At 66.5% G+C, this 18,712-nt stretch carries 16 protein-coding genes; 12 read left to right on the top strand and 4 right to left on the bottom strand.

Annotated elements, in window-relative coordinates:
- Nucleotides 1-27: 27 nt before the first annotated feature.
- Nucleotides 28-855 (bottom strand): IS5 family transposase, encoded by an 828-nt coding sequence (locus tag AB0B66_RS10230; RefSeq protein WP_360526317.1) that lies wholly within the window; start codon nt 853-855, stop codon nt 28-30.
- A gap of 218 nt (nt 856-1,073) precedes the next feature.
- On the opposite strand from AB0B66_RS10230, the gene AB0B66_RS10225 reads away from it, so the two are divergent.
- Nucleotides 1,074-1,547, top strand: coding sequence for a hypothetical protein (locus AB0B66_RS10225; protein ID WP_360525963.1), 474 nt, complete (start codon nt 1,074-1,076; stop codon nt 1,545-1,547).
- A 21-nt stretch (nt 1,548-1,568) separates the two neighbouring features.
- Here AB0B66_RS10225 and AB0B66_RS10220 read toward each other — a convergent pair whose 3' ends face one another.
- Nucleotides 1,569-2,270, bottom strand: a complete 702-nt coding sequence (locus AB0B66_RS10220; protein ID WP_360525960.1) for a hypothetical protein — start codon at nt 2,268-2,270, stop codon at nt 1,569-1,571.
- Between the two features lie 278 nt (nt 2,271-2,548).
- On the opposite strand from AB0B66_RS10220, the gene AB0B66_RS10215 reads away from it, so the two are divergent.
- The 9 genes from AB0B66_RS10215 (at nt 2,549) to AB0B66_RS10175 (ending at nt 12,540) form a co-directional block, all read left to right on the top strand.
- Nucleotides 2,549-3,349, top strand: a complete 801-nt coding sequence (locus AB0B66_RS10215; protein WP_203692121.1) for an endonuclease/exonuclease/phosphatase family protein — start codon at nt 2,549-2,551, stop codon at nt 3,347-3,349.
- Nucleotides 3,350-3,511: 162 nt separating this feature from the next.
- The gene (locus AB0B66_RS10210) at nt 3,512-4,591 is read left to right on the top strand and encodes an aldo/keto reductase (protein WP_360525956.1); all 1,080 of its coding nucleotides are present in this window, start codon (nt 3,512-3,514) and stop codon (nt 4,589-4,591) included.
- A 126-nt stretch (nt 4,592-4,717) separates the two neighbouring features.
- Nucleotides 4,718-6,838 (top strand): radical SAM protein, encoded by a 2,121-nt coding sequence (locus tag AB0B66_RS10205; protein ID WP_360525953.1) that lies wholly within the window; start codon nt 4,718-4,720, stop codon nt 6,836-6,838.
- 15 nt (nt 6,839-6,853) lie between these two features.
- On the top strand, nt 6,854-7,579 hold the full coding sequence (locus AB0B66_RS10200) for a hypothetical protein (RefSeq protein ID WP_360525950.1): 726 nt from the start codon (nt 6,854-6,856) through the stop codon (nt 7,577-7,579).
- The gene (locus AB0B66_RS10195; protein ID WP_203692118.1) at nt 7,576-8,811 is read left to right on the top strand and encodes an aminotransferase class I/II-fold pyridoxal phosphate-dependent enzyme; all 1,236 of its coding nucleotides are present in this window, start codon (nt 7,576-7,578) and stop codon (nt 8,809-8,811) included. The genes AB0B66_RS10200 and AB0B66_RS10195 overlap by 4 nt, the downstream gene beginning before the upstream one ends.
- Complete coding sequence (locus tag AB0B66_RS10190; RefSeq protein WP_360525947.1) at nt 8,808-10,133, top strand: formyltransferase family protein; 1,326 nt, start codon at nt 8,808-8,810, stop codon at nt 10,131-10,133. Before AB0B66_RS10195 ends, AB0B66_RS10190 begins: the two co-directional genes overlap by 4 nt.
- Nucleotides 10,130-10,813 carry a hypothetical protein gene (locus AB0B66_RS10185; protein ID WP_360525944.1) on the top strand — a complete coding sequence of 228 codons (684 nt, stop codon included), beginning with the start codon at nt 10,130-10,132 and terminating at the stop codon, nt 10,811-10,813. The genes AB0B66_RS10190 and AB0B66_RS10185 overlap by 4 nt, the downstream gene beginning before the upstream one ends.
- Nucleotides 10,810-11,619, top strand: coding sequence for an endonuclease/exonuclease/phosphatase family protein (locus tag AB0B66_RS10180; RefSeq protein WP_360525941.1), 810 nt, complete (start codon nt 10,810-10,812; stop codon nt 11,617-11,619). Before AB0B66_RS10185 ends, AB0B66_RS10180 begins: the two co-directional genes overlap by 4 nt.
- Before the next feature lie 12 nt (nt 11,620-11,631).
- Entirely contained in the window at nt 11,632-12,540 is a 909-nt protein-coding gene (locus AB0B66_RS10175) for a carbohydrate kinase family protein (RefSeq protein ID WP_203692114.1), read from the top strand.
- Here the strand turns inward: AB0B66_RS10175 and AB0B66_RS10170 are convergent.
- The gene (locus tag AB0B66_RS10170) at nt 12,509-12,919 is read right to left on the bottom strand and encodes an NUDIX domain-containing protein (RefSeq protein ID WP_360525937.1); all 411 of its coding nucleotides are present in this window, start codon (nt 12,917-12,919) and stop codon (nt 12,509-12,511) included. The two genes, AB0B66_RS10175 and AB0B66_RS10170, sit on opposite strands and share 32 nt — an antisense overlap.
- A 621-nt stretch (nt 12,920-13,540) precedes the next feature.
- On the opposite strand from AB0B66_RS10170, the gene AB0B66_RS10165 reads away from it, so the two are divergent.
- Both AB0B66_RS10165 and AB0B66_RS10160 read left to right on the top strand, forming a co-directional pair.
- Nucleotides 13,541-14,542: an ATP-dependent DNA ligase gene (locus AB0B66_RS10165; protein WP_360525934.1), complete on the top strand. Its 1,002-nt coding sequence runs from the start codon at nt 13,541-13,543 to the stop codon at nt 14,540-14,542.
- Between the two features lie 60 nt (nt 14,543-14,602).
- Nucleotides 14,603-15,919, top strand: coding sequence for a hypothetical protein (locus AB0B66_RS10160; protein ID WP_360525931.1), 1,317 nt, complete (start codon nt 14,603-14,605; stop codon nt 15,917-15,919).
- On the opposite strand, the gene AB0B66_RS10155 is transcribed toward AB0B66_RS10160, so the two are convergent.
- A complete protein-coding gene (locus AB0B66_RS10155) occupies nt 15,907-18,711 on the bottom strand; it encodes a hypothetical protein (protein WP_360525928.1) in 2,805 nt (934 codons plus the stop codon). The two genes, AB0B66_RS10160 and AB0B66_RS10155, sit on opposite strands and share 13 nt — an antisense overlap.
- Nucleotide 18,712: the final 1 nt, after the last annotated feature.

Raw genomic sequence — 18,712 nt, 5'->3', positions numbered from 1 at the left:
ACCAGGTCAGATGAGGTTGGTGGTGGGTCAGAGCCGTCCGGTGCGGTGGTAGCGGGCCAGGCGTCGGGTCATGACAATGACCATGGCCCACTGAACCATCGCGGCGTGATGCTCGGGATGGCGCTCGTAGTCGCGGACAGTACGCCGACAGCGGGTGATCCACGACAGTGTCCGCTCCACCACCCACCTGCGGTGAAGGACCTGAAATCCGACCTGGTCGGCCAGCTTACGCACGATCTCCACGGCCAGGCCGAGCGCGTCGGCGGCCCAGTCGACGAGCTGGCCTGCGTATCCGGCGTCGGCCCAGACCTTGATCACGCCGGTGAAGCAAGTGCGCAGCGCCCACAGCAGCGCGCGGGCGGCATCGCGGTCTTGCACGGCGCCGGTGGTGACCAGGACGATCAGCAGCAGTCCGGTGGTGTCCACGACGATGTGGCGCTTGCGTCCGTTCACTTTCTTGCCCGCGTCGAAGCCGCGGCTGGTCTTGGCGACGGTCTCGGCAGCGCGCACCGACTGCGAGTCCATGATCGCCGCCGTCGAGGTGGGTTTGCGGCCCTCAGCGACGCGGACCTGTTCACGTAAGCCGTCGTGAAGTTGGGTGAGAGTGCCGTCGCGGGTCCAGGTCCGGAAGTAGTGGTAGACCGTTGGCCAGGGCGGGAAGTCGACGGGCAGCGCCCGCCAGACGCAGCTGTTGTGGTCGAGGTAGCGGATCGCATCAACGATGTCGCGGCGCGAGTAGACGACCGGGCGACCTCCCTGGTCGCCGGTGCCGCCCGGGGGCAGGTAGGCGGCGATGAGCTGCCATTCGGTGTCGGTGGTATCGGAGGGGTAGCGGCGCGGGCGGGTCGTGGACAGGTGCTCTGGGCCGGAAGTCGGGGGTGCGGCAGCGGCCTGGCCGCAGACCAGGTAGAAAGACACGATGGGGCCTTCGGGGCGGTGGGGCTTCGACAACCACTGCCGTACTCGAAGGCCTCGTCTCGTGCCCGTGTGACACACCGAATCTGCTTCGCAATCTCAGCCCGACGCTGCGGGACTGGATTTTCAGCTGGTTCGAGGCAGCTAGGATCCGCGCTGTGCGACTCCCGGAAGTCATCCCGATCAAGTACGAACCCGACTACCGCACCAACCTGATCGGCCGCTTCCCAGGTGGCCAGTTCTTCGCTGACGTCACCGGCGCATATCAAGAAGGTGTCGCCGTCGGCGATGACTGGCGTCAGCAGATGCGGATATACGCGGTCCTGCACCGCTTCGACAACAGCGGACATCACCTCGGCTCGGACGTGTTGTTCGCCGGCGTCAGGGCCGACGGGAACGTGGTTGTCGAGCAGGCCGAGCAGGCCGTGACGGGATGGCTGTCAGACATCGGGCCAGTCACCTTCTGCGACATTGCGATCCGGCCCTTCCGGGTTGACTATGACGGTGTCATCTTCGGTCTGATCGACGAGACCTCCGAAGATCCGGAGGAGACCCACGGCGGTCCATGGGCAGAGCTCTACCCTCAGCGACTCGGATTTCACGAGCCCTGGAACGGCGAGTACGACACCTAAAAGCCCTCGCCGTCTGGTTCTTCAACAGGCACTAAGAGTCGGCGTGCCGTCGTCGCCCATGCCAAACTCATGATCCGACGCGTGCAACAGTGCCCCGCCGTCACCGTGCGCCAAGCCGCTACAGGACCGCCACAGGAAGACTGCACGGTCACCTCCGATCGTGCTGGCAGCGCCCCCCACACTCACGATCTCCTTGTACCCGAGCTTTTCGAACTTGCTCCGATGGGCCGGGACAGCGGCGTTGGCGATGGTGCGTACCTCTGCCAGCAGCTGCTCCTTGGTCTTACGCCCAGGGCGATTTATCAAGGCGCGGTATAGCTCGTCGTTGCGGATGTCGTTAGCCGCCAACTCCAGGCGCCGCAACACCCGATCACTCTGGGAGGGCGACTCGAGCAGCCACAAGGCCGTACAGGCGTTCTCGATCACCGCTCGTAGCAACGTGTACTGCCCGCTGAGGAAGGGAAGTAGAGTCAGGTTCTCGTGGTCACCGCGCCCGACAGTCGCGGCGCGCAGGGTGTTGAAGTGATCGACAGCGACAGTGATGTGGTGCCACGCGCCGCCGCTAACGGGATATTTGCCCGTCAACTGGTCGTCGTCGGCCAGGGAGCTGCCTGACTTCGGTTCGCTCTCGGATGGTTCTTCACCCGAGACACGCCACACCCAATGGGGAACCACATTGAACAACGCCAATAGCTGAACGTGCTGCTGCTCACTCTCGGACACGGCTGATGACACTAGGGCCCGGTCTGTGCAACTCCAAGCGGTTAAGCGCCTCCCCTGGATCACCGGAGTGTCGACGCCAAAGGGCTGATGCCCGGCGCCAAACCGAGCATCAGCGCATTGTCGGCAGATTGTCGGAAGTGCCGGGGTGGTGTTGCCGGCCGAGTGTCCGCGATGTCTAGTTGACGCAAACTGTTCACCGCACGGGGAGCAGAACGCGACGATGCCCGCGGTTTCCCTGGAGCCGCCAACAGTTCACCGCCAACAGCCCGGGAGCTCGCATGCTGATCACTACGGTGAACATCCAGGCAGCTGCGCTGCCTCGAGCGGTGGCACTGCTGCAGTGGCTCGACGGACGAGAAGATCATGTTTTCGTGCTTACCGAGACCAGCGCTGGTGACGGAACCGGCCATCTGCTGACTCGATGTCAGGAGGCCGGCTGGAGCGTCTTAACCAACGTTGGCGCGGCGGGGGACCGGGGCTGCGCGATCGTCAGCCGCCTACCGTTGACACCCCTGCCGGACCTGACGGGTTCGCTGTCGCTGCCCGGCCGCGCGGTCGCCTGCTCGGTTAAAACCGATCCCGAGGTGACGGTGTACGGGATCTATGTTCCGTCCAGCGACCGCAGCGCTGACAAAGTCGGCAAGAAGCGGGAGTTCCTCAACAGCCTCGTCACATCGCTGAAGGACATGCCGTCGAAGCAGCGCGACGGGCTGGTTCTGTGTGGCGACTACAACGTCATCACGCGTGACCACGATCCGGCGTACCGCGGAACATTCCTCTCCTGGGAGTACGGCTTCATGGACGCCCTAACCGGCGACCTAGGCCTCGTTGACGCCTACCGACACCTGCACGCACAACAGGAGCACTCCTGGCACGGACGCTCGGGAAACCCCTACTGCTTCGACTACATTCACCTCTCGCCGAAGCTCCTGCCGCGTCTGATGGCCTGTACCTACGACCACCGGCCACGGACGGACTTGCTCACCGACCACGCTGCCGTGTCCGCGCAATTCGACGTCAGGGTCGACCACCTCCCGTACGAGGCCTCCTCGCCCGTGACCGCGGGAACACTGTTTTGATCTCCGTATGGTGAACCCGTATCGGTAGCGGCACGATCACCTCGCTGTCGATAGCGAGTGTCAATGTCAGCGGATTGTCGGAGTCGCCGCTTGCCACTGTCCGACATCGTCGTGCACCCCGGAAAATAGACAGCTCACGAGCTATCAGGACAGGGGGCGCGAGTGAACGACCACCTCGCACAGCGAAGGCTCGGCCGGACAGGCATCGTCGTACCGGCGGTCGGCGTCGGTTGCTGGGCGATCGGCGGCCCCGCCGAAAACCTCGGCATGCCGATGGGCTGGTCCACCGCCGACGACGACGCATCAGCCGCTGGCCTGCGCAAAGCATACGAGCTGGGTGCGAGGCTTTTCGACACCGCCGACGTCTACGGCCACGGCCGGTCCGAGCGTCTGCTCGGCCACCTGGTCAGCGAGGTTCCCCGCGAAAGCCTGACTCTGACGTCCAAAGTCGGCTACTTCGCCGGCACCGCCGAGCACGGCTACCACCCCGGCCACATGCGGCGCCAACTCGAACAGAGCCTGGACAACCTGCGCACGGACTACCTCGACGTCTACTTCCTGCATCACCCGGACTTCGGGCCCGATGACCGCTGGCTCCACGGCGCCGTCGAGGCGATGCGCTCCTTCCGCAGCCAAGGCCTGATCCGGGCCGTCGGTATGCGCGGCCCACACCGCTACGCCCCCGAACGCCTGCAAGTTACCGGGGACAGGACCGACAAGATCGAAAGGTTCGGCCGGATCTTCGGCCAGATCCAGCCAGAGGTCCTCGCCGTACGCGACAACCTGCTGACCCCCGCGTCGCGGCTGACCGGCATCCTCGAACTGGCCGCCGAGCACGACTGCGGCGTGCTGTTCAACAAGCCGCTCAGCCAAGGCCTGCTGACCGCCGCCACGACATCCGGCCGCGAACGGAACTTCGGACCCGGCGATCACCGCAGCCGCAGGCGATGGTTCACACCCGACGCCAAATCGATTATCAACCAAGGGATCCGCGACCTGCAGCAGGTGATCGGAGACGACCCCACCTACCTGGTCGCGGTCGCCTTGTGGGCATGCCTGACAAGGTTCGACGACGCAGCGGTATTGGCCGGGTTCACCACCGCAGACCAAGTCGAGCAGAACCTCGCCGCGCTGCGCATGCGCCCCGACGACACCCACATCGCCGTCGCACGATCGATCATGTCCGGCGTCCAGCAGCAGCTCGACGGCACCGGGGAGGTGTTCGTCGACGAGCACCGCTGACCCGCCGGCAGCGATCTAGCTCTCCCGCTCCTCATTCAAGCCCGCAGCAATCACGCTGCGAGCTCGATGGCTCACACCCTCATACCCGTGGGCGGTCCCCGCCCTGCCATCGATGGAGTCCACAGGATGCTCACCCCCAAGCAACGCCTGGAAAACGCCCTCCAACTGGTAACCGGTCACAGCGCAGCGGCCACACTCGCCGGCTTTGACGACGAGTTGACCCAGCCGATGGCCACCGTCGACCGGCTGCGCGCACACCTGCAGACGCCCGTGGCTCTCACCGGAACCCTCGACCACCGGCTCCTGATCGCCAAGGTCCCCGCCAGCGACGACTGGGTGCTCGCCGAGCTGTCCGGCCGCACCCTGCGCGACCGGGCATGGCCCACCTGGGCAAGGGACCACCTCGCCGTCGCCGACCCGGCGCAGGACAGCTCCCTGGCGACGATCACACCGGAAGGCCAGCGGCGGCTGCTGCGCCCCAACATCCTGCTCACGGCGCTGTACCACAAGGAGACCTTTCCGTTGCCGCGGTTCCCGCTGGCCATCTCCGACCTCGCCCGCGCTGCGCGATCCACACTGTCCGGGCAAGTACGTCTGATGGACATGCAGCTCGGCGTCTCGCCGGCCGATGTGCTCGCCGCCGTCGACGCTGACCGGCCCGACATCGTCGGCATCTCGGCGACCTTCGGGCAGCACGACCTGATGATCGAACTGCTTGACGAGCTGTTCGCTCGTCCCGAGCCGCCCGTGGTCCTCGCTGGCGGGAGCCTGACCGCCCGCAACGAACGCCTGCTGCTGGAGCAGTACCCACGCCTGCTGGTCGCCCGCGGCGCCGGCGAGCCGACCATCGCCGACATCATCGCCTACTTCCACGGCGACATCGAACTCGCGCATGTCAACGGCATCGGCTACGCCGGGGCGGCCCACGGCGGCGGCCTGCAGATCGGTGTACGCCGCAACGCCGTGACCTCCAACAGAAACCAGACCGACTTCCTGCCCGAACTCGACCTGCTGGCCACGACCTTCGCCCATCACGGCGTCGCCCAGCTCGAGGCATCACGTGGGTGCACGAACTTCTGCTCGTTCTGCCCCCGCGGACACAAAGGCATCTGGGCTGGCCCGGACGGAAGCAACCTGCCATGGCTGCTACGCGCGATGGGCACCGTCTTCGACCAGCATCCCGACATCAGCCGGACCCTCTACCTCGTCGACGAGGAGTTCATCGGCCGCGGCGACAACGTCGTCGAACGTGCACTGTCGCTCGGCCGGACCCTCCACGACCACGGCTACCGGTGGGAGTCATCGTGCCGGGTCGACCAGGTCGTGCTACCCGACCAAAGCCGCGCATGGCATATCGAACGGGCTCAGATGTGGCGCCAACTGGTCGACTATGGCCTGCGCCGGATGCTGTTCGGCGTCGAGTCCGGCGTCGACTCCATCCTCACCCGCTTCAACAAAGAGACCACCGGCGAGCAGAACGCGCTCGCGATCCGGACACTGACCGCGTTGGGTGTCCCGCCGCGCTTCACCTACATCACATTCGACCATCTCATGACCGCTGACGAGCTGGCAGCCACCCATGCGTTCCAGGGCCGCACCGACCTACTACTGCGTCCCCTTGCGCACCTGAGCGTGGAACAGATCGTCGACGGAGTCCGCGACGAGCAGTTCGTCGCGCAGCACAGCACCGGCAAGCCGTTCTACAGCGCGATCTCGTACCTGCTGGTCAGCATGGAGTGCCTCATCGGCGCCGCCTATACCAAGCAAGTGGCGCAGGCCGGTCTCGCCGGCGCGATGCGTCCGTCGATGGGCCGGGTCGACGCCGACTTCGCCGACTGGCGCATCGGCCGCGCCTCACACCACGCCCAGCTGTGGGTCGACCGCAACTTCGCGTTGGACTACACGTTCAAGTCGCTGACGAAGATCCTCGACGGCGATGCCTACCACGCGGTCCGTTCCGCCCGCGTGGTAATCAAGACCGCGGCCTTCGACCTGCTCGGCCGGATGCTGGACCTGATCGGGCAGTTCCCCCCGGAGCACCCCGACGAAGCCGGCCTGGACGCACGGCTTCGGGCCGCGATGGACTCCGCCATTGCGGACATGGCCGAGGTGATGGACAAGACCGTCGCAGAGACCGGGCCTCGGCTGCCCGCCTCGGCGCGGCAACTGATGGTCGATGAGCACAGCCGGTGGCGGGCGGCGTCGGGCTGGCAGTTGATCAACGCCGCCGAATCCTGCGGCAACTAGATGAGAGGTACGAACATGGCCGGACGATTCCTTGCTCTGGAAGGCGGCGACGGCGTCGGTAAGACAACCCTGGCCCGGATGGTCGCCGACCTCGACTACGAACAGGGGCTCAAAGCCGCTGGCGAGGACCCGCCGACTGGCCGGCTGGTGTACGTGTCACGGCGGCAGATGTCAGCGACCTCCGCATACTCCGCCGGGCTCATGGGGCATCTGTCGACGATGCTGTGGGGCAGCGGCGACAGCCCGGACCTGCCCGACAGCTTCTGGGTTCCGCTGCAGGCCGCCTGGTTCACCGCCCATTCCACGACGGTGATCGGACCACTGCTGGACGCCGGCCTCGACGTGATCGTCGACGGCTGGGTCTACAAGTTCTTCTCCAAACTCATCCTGCAGGGCTACGACCAGGCCGTCCTGGACGCCACCTTCAGCAGGGTCCGCATGCCCGACGCGGTCATCCTGCTCACCGCGGACCCGGCCGCGCTCTACGACCGCCGCGAAGGCCAGTTCCGCCCCGCCGAACTCGGCATGCACGCCGCGCTGCCCGACCTCGGCAAAGAAACGTTCATCACCTACCAGACCGACGGCCAGCGGCTGCTGCGCGAAACAGCCGTCCGGCGCGGCTGGCCCACGCTGCTCGTCGACGCCGACGAACAAGCCCCCGAGACCGCAGCACGGCTGTCTCCGATCGTCGCCGAGCTGAGGCACCACGACACCCTCACCTACGGAGGTTCCCGCCGATGACCACCCTGGCCGCCCGAGGCGGCGCCAAAACCCTCGACATCCCAGGACCGCACTACCGCTGGCCCGACATGAACGCCAGCCTGGAACAAGCGATCATCGTTCAGGCGCACCGGTCCCTTTCCGACCGGGACGCCTCCGGCATCATCGGCGAGCTCGAGAAGGAGTTCGCCAAGTTCGCCAGTGCCGAGCACGTGGTGTCGTTCGCGTCGGGCACCGCGGCGATCCACGCCATGGGTCGGATCGCCGACCTCAAACCCGGTGACGCGATCATCGCTCCTGCCTACACCTTCCTGGCGACCGCGAGCCCCTTCGCGTTCGACGGCATCGAGGTGATCTTCGCCGACGCCGACGAGTACGGCAACGTCACCGCTGCGAGCATTGAAGCCGTCATGGCCCCGAACGTCCGCGCGGTCATCGTGACCCACATGTGGGGCAACCCCTGCGCCATGACCGACATCGCGGCGTACTGCGAAAGCCGCGGGCTGCTGCTGTTCGAGGACTGCTCCCACGCCCACTTCGCCTCCTGGAACGGCCAGCGCATCGGGACGTTCGGCGACATGGCCGTGTTCTCCACCAACCAGAAGGCCATCACCACCGGCGAAGGCGGACTCCTCACCACGCGGCTCAAAGCGCACCGCGACCTCGCCATCCTCTACGCCCACTACAACAAGAGGGCGCTGTCCGACATCGACCGCGACTCGCCGATCTACCCGTTCGCGTTCACCGGCATGGGCCTCAAACACCGCATCACCACCATCGGTGCTGCGATCGGTGTCCACCAGCTGCAGCACGCAGCCGACATCGAGAAACGCCGCCGCGCCAACCTCGCCACCTTCGTCGACGGCCTGACCGGCAACCCGGTCCTCACCCCCGTCGTCGTACCACCGGAACACGGCACCCACGGCCTGTATGTGATCGGCTTCGCGTTCCACCCACAAGCTGCCACCGTCACCCGCGACGAATTCATCGACCTCGTCGTCGCCGAAGGCGCCCGAGAGGTCGACGCACCAGGCTCGACCCGCAACCTGGCCGGTGAACCGCTGTTCCAGCGCCACGACCCCTACGAGCCGTGGACGCCGCGCGCTGCCGGTCCAGCTCCCGCGCTGCCAGGTGTCGAGGCCTTCGAAAGCACCTTCCTCAAGATCCCGATCTGGGGCTACCCCGGCGACACCGAGCTGGTGGACGGATACCTCGCCTCGCTGCTGAAAGTCACCGAAGCGGTCGCACGATGACCACATCAACGACCGTCGGACGGTTTCCCGTCCACAGCGCACTCGACGGCGACTTCTGCCTGCCCCAGGTCGCTGCTGAACTGGCCGCCGACGCCACCGGGTCCGGAGCCAGGCACATGCCGGACCTGGCCTCCGCGCTGCTGGCCGCCACAGCGTGGCGCCTGCCGTTCACCACGCCACCCGACATCCCGGCCTCGGACCCCACGCCCGGACATGCGCCGCCCACCGGCGACGACGTGCGCCTGCTGCACGCGTTCGAGACATCTGCCCTGTGGCGCCCGCCGGTCGCAGAGGCCGTCGCCGGCCTGACGCCAACTGAAGCGATCACGTGGCTTCGGCTGGCCGAGCACTGGCTCGCCGTCCATGCCAACAGCGGCGACGCACGGTTCCTCAACGCCGCCTGCAAGCTGTTCGGGGCGGCCTGGATCCGCCTAACCAGCGGCAACGCCGCTGCCGGCGGTGATCCGCAGCTGCGGGCACAGGCGGTGGTGGTCGCCGGACTCCTCCAGCAGGCGACACATCACCTCGTGCAGCAGCTCAGAAACCACGCCCTCACGAAAGAGGACCCGGGGTCGTCGACCCGGGCGCTCACACGACCCGCCACCGGGCGCCGCGGCGGACGAATCGCAGTCCTGCACGGCCACGGGTCAGCTGGCGCCATGCGGTTCCTGCACATGGCACGCCAACACGGCGTACCGATCGCGCACGTCTTCAGCTTCACACCAGGCCACGGCGCCGGACACACCGCGGCGGAGTCCGCGTACGCCAGCGCCTGGTATCCGCCAGCTGACGACAGCATCGCCCCGCCACCCCAGCCGGCGGCAGGGTTCACGCCCGTCGAAGTTCACGGATGGGACGCCACCGCCCAGGCGCTCACCGCGGCCGCTGCCGACTTGGTCGTCCTGGTCGGTATGCCGATCGTCCCCGAACCCGTCCTGGCCGCCGCTCGCATCGGCTTCATCAACGCGCACAACGGCTCCCTGCCGGACTACCGCGGAATGGACGCCGTCGGCTGGGCCCTGATCAACGGAGATCCAGTCGTCTGCACGCTGCACCTGGCCGCGACCCAAGTCGACGCCGGAGCTGTACTCGCCTCCGCCGTCGTGCCAGCGACCCCGCTGGCCAGCCTCAAAGACCGGGTCAAGCAGCTACAGCTGGAGCTGCTCCTACAGGCAGCCCAGCACGTCACCTCGACCGGGCAGCTGCCGCCCGCGACAGCGCAACCCGCGGACGGGGCACGGCAGTTCTACCGCCTGCATCCCCACCTCAAACGAACCCTCGACCAATCGCCCTACGGTGCCACCGAAGGAAGGCCCACATGACCTCAACGCCGCTGGACCACCCTGCCCTGGCCGGCCTCACGGCCCTCGACTGGAACGACACGTCCTCGATCCTGGCTGGCTGCACCACGCTGTTCGACGCCGTCGCCAGCGAACCCGACCTGCTGCCCGCACTCGTACAGCGACTACCCGGCGACGCCCACCTGGCCGCGATGTGCGAACGCTACGACTTCCTCGACAAACTCGTCCTCGCCGACCTGCCTCACCCCGGCATCCGGGTGCGGCTGCACCGCTACCGCGATGGCTACTTCGACCGGCCCCACAACCACCGCTGGAACTTCGCCAGCAACATCCTGCGCGGCCGGTACCGCCACCGCGTCTTCGGCCGCGACGACGCGTTCACCGAAGACCTCGACCCCGACACACTCGTCCCCATCCACGAACGCATCGAGCGGCCAGGTGACTGCTACGTCCTGCATCACACCAGCGTCCACACCGTCCAGGCGCAAGCAGACACCCTCTCGCTGCTGGTACGCGGACCGGCTACCAAAGACAGGTTCCTGATCCTCGACCGCGAGCAGCACCGGTTCTTCTGGGTCTACGGCCAAGCCGCCGAAACCCCGCAGGAGCGTGCCGCCAAACAGATGACCGCCGACCAGCTCGTCGAAAGTGCCGCCCACATTACAAACCTGCTGAAGACCCCCGTCGGACCTGCCGCATGAGCGACGCCATCCAGGATCTGCTCTTCGGAGCCTTCAGCCAGCCGGTCGACGACACACTCGCCCACCGGCAGCTGGCGGTGTGCGCGCTTAACGTCCAAGGTCCATCCGTCAACCGCGCCCAACGTCTTGCGGAGTGGCTGACCTCGACCGGCAGTAACGCGCTGATCCTGACCGAACTGCACCCCAGCGACGGCGGCCGTCGCCTGATCGCGAGCCTTCGTGCCACCGGCTACGAAACCGTGCTGCCTTCCGGCTGGCAGAACGCTAAACACTTCTGCGCCCTGGCGGTCAAGGGATTCGCCGATGTGAAGCCCGCAGACCTGACAGCATTCGACGGCCGGGTCACCGCCGCGACGCTGTCGTCCAAGGCCGGGGAGATCCAGTTGGTCGGCATCTACGGCCCCGCCAACGGCATGACCGACCTAAGCAGCGCCAGCCGGGCGGACTTCCAAGGCCGTTGCTTGGCCTGGCTACGGCACAACGCCGCCAAACGCGTAGTCATCGGCGGCGACCTCAACACCATCGAACCCGGCCACCGGCCCCCGCTGCCGCACTTCCGGGACCACGACTACGCCTTCTACCGGGGCCTGATCGAACTCGGCGCCAACGACGCCTACCGTGCCGTACAGCCTGACGGCGAAGACCACAGCTGGACCAACCCGTTGCACGGTGCCCAACGACTCGACCACATCTTCGTCAGCCCCGCGGCCGGGCACCTCACCAGCTGCACCTACGACCACTACCCCCGCACCGGGGTGCTCACCGACCACTCGGCCATCCTCGTCAGCATCGACACCTGCATTTGAATGAGAGCCGACGTGACCAGATCCGCCATCGCCTGCTTCAGCTACCTCGCGGCCGTCCATACCCTGCGCGTGCCGCGCATGCCTGAACTCAACTACGGCATCGAGATCATCAGCACCGGTTCTTTCCTCGCGGGAGACGGACCCATCGTCGCCGGTGCCCTGGCCGCCCTCGGCCGGGAACCCGTGCTGCTCACCAACACCATCGGCGACGACCCCCAAGGTCAGCTCATCACCGACCGGCTCGGCACTTGGGGTGTACCCACACCACTCGCAGCCATGGCCACGGCAACGATGGTCAACACCGTGGTCTGCGACGAAGCCGGAAACCGTACCTGGTTCTCCGGCCTACGCGGCATCGACTCGATCCTGAACGACATCGACCTCAGCCCACTACACCGCGCATCTGCCGTCTACATCGACTGCTACGAGGTCCTCGGCGACGCTCCACGGCGCGTCTTCGATGCGGCATGTGACCTCGGCGTCGACATCTACCTCAACCTCGGCGGTGGACCGCTGCCAGGATGGCTGCGTGGGCCTGCCACGACACGAGCTCGCGTTGTGCAGACCAATGCCTCCCACACCGACCCTGACGCCGCGGGCCGGCTCGCGGTCCAGTTGGCCCAGACCGCCGCCGCCGACGTCGCTGTCGTAACCGCTGGCCACCTCGGCGCCTTCGCGGTCCACCATGCAGACGACACCGTCGTCCACGCCCCAGCCCTTAAGGTCGCGGTGAAGCAGGTTCAAGGGGCAGGATCGGTCTTCTCCGCTGCGCTGCTCGACAGTCTGCAGAGCCAGCCGGTCCTACACGACGCACTCACCCGTGCCTGTTCGGCGGGCAGCCTGTGGTGTTCACGAACGGAGGACGATCCGTTTCCGACCAGCGCCGAGATTACTGCGACGCCAACTGATCGAGCTTCCTGACAAACCGCGCCATGTTTGGGTCGAACCTGTCCCCGTCCCAGTCGGTGCCCCGCAAAGGGAACCACTCGACCGCCTCGAACTCACCCGGGTCGGGGCGGAACAGCTCTCGCTGACTGGCCTTGAGCACGAACCACAGAGTCACATCTGTGTGGCTGTGGGCGCCCCGGGTTTCGGTCACGGACACGAACAACGGGGCGTCTCCGGTCAGATCGTGGAACTTGCCAGCGATCTGAAGCTCTTCCTCAGCCTCGCGTAGAGCGGTAACCCGTGGGTCTTCATACGGGTCGACGTGGCCACCGGGCAACAACCACGCCGCGGCCTTCTTATGGTCGACCATCATCACGGTGCCTTCATCGTCGTCGAACAAGGCGAAGTACACCGCTAGGTGTTTGGGAGGATCCGCTGGAGGGTTCACCCGGAACAAATCATGGCCAGCATCGATCCAGCCGAGGATATCGATTTGGTGGCCGCGCTCGACTGCGTCAAGAGGGCTAACCCCGGCCACAAGATCCCGTACGATGCGTCGTGAAAGTCCTTCTAGCGACACCCCGCCACCCCTCAGCTACGCCTGCTTTGAGCCCAACGACATGAGTGGAACCTCGACACGATACCCCCATCGGAGGGTGGGGGAGTCATTGCGCCCAGGGGTCTCACCCGCCCGGATGCCTTGACCTTGACGCAGGCTCGGCCAGGCCAGATCCGCCGACGAGGCCGCCGGAGGGACTCCCCGGCAAGCGTCACAACGCCGCAAAAGGTCGTGCGGGCCTGCCCTCCCTGCCACGCTGCGCATCGCGATGCTGTGGTTGAACTGCGGATATAACCCATGACCGCTTTGTCACAATTTGGCGTTATCCTTGCCGAACGTGGAGTCCAGCACGCCGGGCGGGTTGCCGCGGCCCGACCGCCTTCAGCTGGGCCCCGTCCACCTGGTGGCTACCCTTCGGCGTGCGTCGCGAGATACCTTGGATCTTGGTGCGGGTCCCTTCAGCGGGGTAGGCAGATGCGACCACCGATCAAACCGATGCAGGCTGAGCCGGTCGCCGATCTGCCCGCGCCCGACAGCTGCGCCGGCGGGTGCTGTTACGAGATCAAGTGGGACGGCTACCGCTGCGTGCTCTTCGCCTCCCGGACCCCCTACCTGCAGTCGCGTGCACTCAAGCCGCTAGGCCCGTACTTCCCCGACATAGTCGCGGCATCGCAAGGCGCCTTCCCTCCGGGCGCCGTCGTCGACGGTGAGTTGGTGATATGGGACGCCAGTGCGGACCGGACCTCGTTCACGCTGCTACACCGGCGGCTCACCGCCGGACGTGCCATAGCCCGCGAGTCGCTGCGCCATCCAGCCGTCCTCGTCCTATTCGACCTGCTGCACGACGGAGACACCGACCTGCGCCGACGTCCGCTGTGGCAACGCCGGGTTCGACTGGAACAGCTATTGACGGACGCCCCGCCCCAGCTGCAGTTGTGTCCGCAGACCTGCGACGCCGACGAGGCCCGTTCCTGGCTGCGCCACGCCACCGCCACTGGCGCCGAAGGCCTGGTCGTCAAGGGCCGAGGCTCCGCCTACGAACCTGGCAGACGAGGTTGGCGAAAGCTACGCGCGACCTCAACTGCGGAGGCGATCGTTGGCGGTATCACCGGTCCGCCTGGGCAGCCGGCCACGCTGCTTCTGGGCCGGCTGGACCGCAACGGCACTCTGCGCTACGTCGGCCGAACCCGCCCGCTGACCGGGGCGCAGAGCCGTGAAGTCGGAGCGCTGCTCGGCGTCGTGGCAGAGCTCGCTGGACCCGCCGTTCACTCGTGGCCAGACCGGCTACCCGCGGCGTGGGCCGGCCAGTTCAGCGTGACCGAGCCGCTGCCGTATCGACAGGTTCCGCCGCTGCTGGTAGTGGAGGTCGAGCACGACACGGCTTGGGAGTTCGGGCGCTGGCGGCACTCCTCGAAGTTTCACCGCTCCCGCCCAGATCTGACGCCCGATGACGTGCAGCTCCACGGCTGGACCTGAAACCACCCGGACGAGGTATTAACTTGTCGCCCCGCCACCCAGACCGCACCATGGTCGCCTGTGAGCACCGACGAAGCGACAACCACATCGGAAGACGTTCTGCACCAGCTGCGCCAGACCGACAGCCGGACGCTGCGTTTCCTGCCCGGCGGCCTCGGCCTCGGCCTGCGGTTCACCGACGAAGCGGCGGCACGCTACCAGCGGGAGTCGATCGCGGCCATCACACTGGCCGACGACGTCGCCGAGGGCACGCGAGCCCGCTTCGACATGCTCCGCACCGTATGGCCCTACGGTGTGCTCTGCTACGAGATCTTCACCCTGGTGGGCGAGCATGCCCTGCTCGTCATCGAGCAGGCGCTGCGCGACCGGTTCATGCAGCTCACCGGCGGCCACCTCGTGTTCGTGAAGAACGGCGTGGAGCGGACCGTGTCCGCCACGAGCTATGAGGACGTCGTCAGGGCCGCGCGAAGGGGTGCCAAGCTTCGCATATCCCTGGGCAAGGAGATCGCATTCAACGGAATGCTCGATGGACTACGGAGCTGGGCGCGGGCAGAAGGTCTGCTTCGCGGCCAGGCCAATCAGAGGATCGAGGCCACGCTCACTGATCTGCGGAACTGGGTCGCCCACTCCAACGGCCACCAGCTGGACATGCCAACCAGCGCCATAGGCAAGCTCCAGGACGTGGCAGAGATCATCAATCAGCTGTGGGACCATCGGACACCAGGCGGTCGCCTCTACCCTCAGCTGGCCGAACGCCAGATCATGACGCTTGCCTGGAACCCGGTGAACGGGGACCAGTACACCGAACCGGCCGAGCACCTGCTGGCCGACGGGGACGTCGCCGGGCTGCGGTACCTGATCGTGCGGGCCGTCGATGAGCCTAACCGTCCCGGCAGCCTGGGCCTGTTCGGGTTTGACGCGCTCCATGAGACAACCACCTATCCGGCGCAGCTCCTTTGGGGCCCTGGCGACCGCGCTGCTGCCGCAGACTGGTACCGGCAGGAGCAGCCCGAGTCGGACCTCGTCGACCACTTCGACCACCTCTACTTGCTCCGGCACCACTGTCGCCGCCTGTACCAGCCGATGCGCCACGACGTTGCCGCTGGGCTGACCGGAGAGGCATGCGAGGGCACCTGGTATGCCGTAAAGACCGATGACCCGTCCCGGGCGTTCGTGCACGTCCGGAACCTGCTGACCGCCGAAGGCTGCGATCAGCAGGAGCGGTGCGACACGTGCTCGGCCATGAACCTGGCCACCGGCGCTCATGCAGACGTTCTCGCCCAGCTTCCGCCCGTGCCGCCCGTTCAGGCGCAGGACGCCGCGATGCCCTCGGCGCGTCCGCGTTGGCATGAGATCGCCGGCCGTCAGTCGCTATAACGGATGGACCTGTCGAGCCAGCCGACTGACTTGAGATCGCGCATGAGCCACTCGTAGGCGAGGTTGGTAGCGGGTCGCATCGCGTTAAAGCGGACAGCGAGGTGGTCGATCGGAGACGGGCCGAAGGCTACCTGCCGCGCATTTTGGACTCGAGGTTCGGCGAACTCGCGGACGATCCCCTGGGAGTCGTCGGTGATCAGCCGTAGCTCGATAGGTGCGTCGTCGCGCACGCCGACTGTGAGATCGTGTGTCAGGCTGACGATCATCCTCACGGACCAGGCATCCTTACCCTCGTCGGGCCTGACGACGAAGCCATCAGCCCGCACGGGGAGGATGCTCTGCAGGCCAAGCGCGACGCCGAAGGCGGCGAAGTTGGTCTCCACGAGGTCGCGGTACCCGGCCAGCGCATCACGTAAGACACCCTGGGCGATGGAAAGCGTCAACTCCGGAGAGTAGCTCTCCCATGCCCACCTTCGTGCCCGATGGGGCTGGTCAGGACGCGGCCACGGCGGCTCCAGGACATCTGCCGTGACGTGTTCGAGTTGGGCGTCGAGCCAGCGGATGTCGTCCGACTCCACGGAGCCGCCGCTGCCCTGCCAGGTTGAGTTGACGGAGCTTCGAACGTTGTCCATCCATTCGGCGACCTTGTCACGCAGCGGGCCTACCTCGATGCGGTCGGGCACCCGCCCGGCACTGAACTTGATCACGAAGTTGCTCAGGTACCACAGGCGTTCAGCAGCAAGGCGTGATTGTGCTGGCAGCGGCAGTGTCCTTCGTTGGAGGATGCGATGCAGCTCCTCCTGCAGGCGCTCTCGTGCCCAGAGCCAGCGGCCAAACTCGGCGTCTGGGAACGTCTGCTGGGTCCACCGCTCCCAGCCTGCGCTGATGGTGATGTCGGGGTGGATCGAGTCCAGCTGAGTGACTGCAGGTGGCCGGGCGCTGTCACGCGCCTCGGCCACCGTCAGGTACGCCGACTGCAGCCAGGCACCCCACTGGACGAGCTGGCCGTCGTGGTGGGCGGCCAAGGACTGCGCGAGCGGACCGACACCGTCGAGCAGTGCCTGCTGGGCTTCACGCAGCCATTCGGCCGCCACGACGGCCGGAGTAGAGGACACGGAGGCGCCGGCAGCACCGCCGCGGCTCTTGATCATCGCGATGATCTTCCCGTCGGTGAGCTCGTTCCACTGCTCGGTATGGGCGCGTCCGTCCGGTGCGACCTCGCTCAGCACCCACGATGCCGCAGCCGGATGGAGCTGAGCCAGACGCTTCATGAGCTGTTCCTGCCGCCGCGGCTCACCAGAAGCGACAGCGAAGGCGATGGCGTACCGCCACCGTGCGAAAGCGTCTGGGGCGGCGATCGTATCCAGGTCTACAGCGTCGGAGATGATTGCCTGGGCGCCGTAGTGTTGCTCAAACAGCGGCAGGGCGAAAGACAGTAGGCCCTCGTCGTCCACAACCAAGTCCGTGGCCGTCATCTTGCGCACACGCGGCTCGATCCCGAACGAGGACGTACGCACGGCAGAGGAGCTGTCGAGGATCCGGATCGCCAGTTGCGCGAGGTCACGCCACGTTTCTTCGGTGGCCTGCTCCGCGAGGCGCGACCTGATGATCGTGCCGGCCACGTCGGAGAGCAGCTCAAGCCGGGTGACATTCGTGTCACCGCTGGCGTTGATGCGAGCGGCGAAGGCCAGCACCGTCAGCGGACTCCCCAACAGCGCCGACGTCTCCGGCGCCCAAATGCCCCAAGGAATCCGCTCACCTACCAGCAGACGAAGTAGGTCCCCGCCGCGCCGCCTCGGCCACGGCTCTACCCGGACAACCTCGCCTTGATGTACGGGCACTCCCGGCCGAGCGGTCGCAAGGACGCAGGCACGCGGCCAGACCGTAACAAGCTCACGGGCCTGCATCAGAAGATGATCGGCCTTTCGCAGCGAGACACCGTCCAGGTCGTCGATGACGATCCTGCAACCGTTGGCAGGCTCAGCGCCGAGACCGTCACCGACAGCCGACTCCAAGCTGCCAGTGATCTCGCGAGCGTTCAACCATAACGGGACGTCGCGCTCACCATTCGACTCCGCGATCCCCAAGCCCTCTTCAAGCCAACGCAAAGCACGCTCCGATTTACCTGCGCCCATCGGAGCCACAAGGACGCGGACCGAGCCCTCGGGAACGACGTCCAGGTGCTCCTCGTTGCCAGCCATCCACGCGATCACCTCCGCGACCTTCTGCGCGGGAACCAGCGCCGACAGGCGCACCGACCGTCTAGCCCGAGCCTTCGCGGCGGTGCGTTCGAGTGCCTGCTCGCGAGTGCGCATACGAGCGGAGAACGGCATGCTGGCAGCGATCGTCTCCAGCAAGGGGCGTGGATCAAAGGACGCCGCGACGATCTCGGCCACCTGCCGGTCGTCGAGGGGCCAATTCCGCCTGGTGCGCTCGAACTCGTCGACCGCGCTGCTTTTCCACTCCCGCAACATCGCTGGCGGGAAGTGCTCGTAGGTGTCGTCGATCTCGGTAGCGTGGGGTATGCATAGCAGCAGCAAGTTGTCGTAGCTGCGGTTGTCGTTCTCGCTCATCTGCGGGTCCCACCGAGGACCGCCTTCGCTACGCGCGTGGATATGGGCGACGCGGCTGTTGAGCAGAAACTCATCCGTGCTGTCGCTCTGACGCAACAGCGGCTGACCGCAGCCCGGTTTGCAGCAGCCGAAAGCGGTTGAGTACAGACGCTTGACGGTGGTGTCGGTGGGCTTACGGTGCTCCAGCGGCTTTCTCAGCGGTGAGGGGGTGCGAGCCACC

The organism is Catellatospora sp. NPDC049111, assembly GCF_040648615.1.
Taxonomy (GTDB): Bacteria; Actinomycetota; Actinomycetes; order Mycobacteriales; family Micromonosporaceae; genus Catellatospora; species Catellatospora aurea.
Note: the sequence above shows the minus strand (reverse complement) of the source record. Positions and strands in the feature narration are given on the sequence as shown.

What these genes read in the sequence shown, in the direction of transcription:
- AB0B66_RS10215 (WP_203692121.1), top strand. Translation starts at nt 2,549, where the DNA reads ATGCTGATCACTACGGTGAACATCCAGGCAGCTGCGCTGCCTCGAGCG.
- AB0B66_RS10205 (WP_360525953.1), top strand. Translation starts at nt 4,718, where the DNA reads ATGCTCACCCCCAAGCAACGCCTGGAAAACGCCCTCCAACTGGTAACC.
- AB0B66_RS10200 (WP_360525950.1), top strand. Translation starts at nt 6,854, where the DNA reads ATGGCCGGACGATTCCTTGCTCTGGAAGGCGGCGACGGCGTCGGTAAG.
- AB0B66_RS10195 (WP_203692118.1), top strand. Translation starts at nt 7,576, where the DNA reads ATGACCACCCTGGCCGCCCGAGGCGGCGCCAAAACCCTCGACATCCCA.
- AB0B66_RS10190 (WP_360525947.1), top strand. Translation starts at nt 8,808, where the DNA reads ATGACCACATCAACGACCGTCGGACGGTTTCCCGTCCACAGCGCACTC.
- AB0B66_RS10185 (WP_360525944.1), top strand. Translation starts at nt 10,130, where the DNA reads ATGACCTCAACGCCGCTGGACCACCCTGCCCTGGCCGGCCTCACGGCC.
- AB0B66_RS10180 (WP_360525941.1), top strand. Translation starts at nt 10,810, where the DNA reads ATGAGCGACGCCATCCAGGATCTGCTCTTCGGAGCCTTCAGCCAGCCG.
- AB0B66_RS10165 (WP_360525934.1), top strand. Translation starts at nt 13,541, where the DNA reads ATGCGACCACCGATCAAACCGATGCAGGCTGAGCCGGTCGCCGATCTG.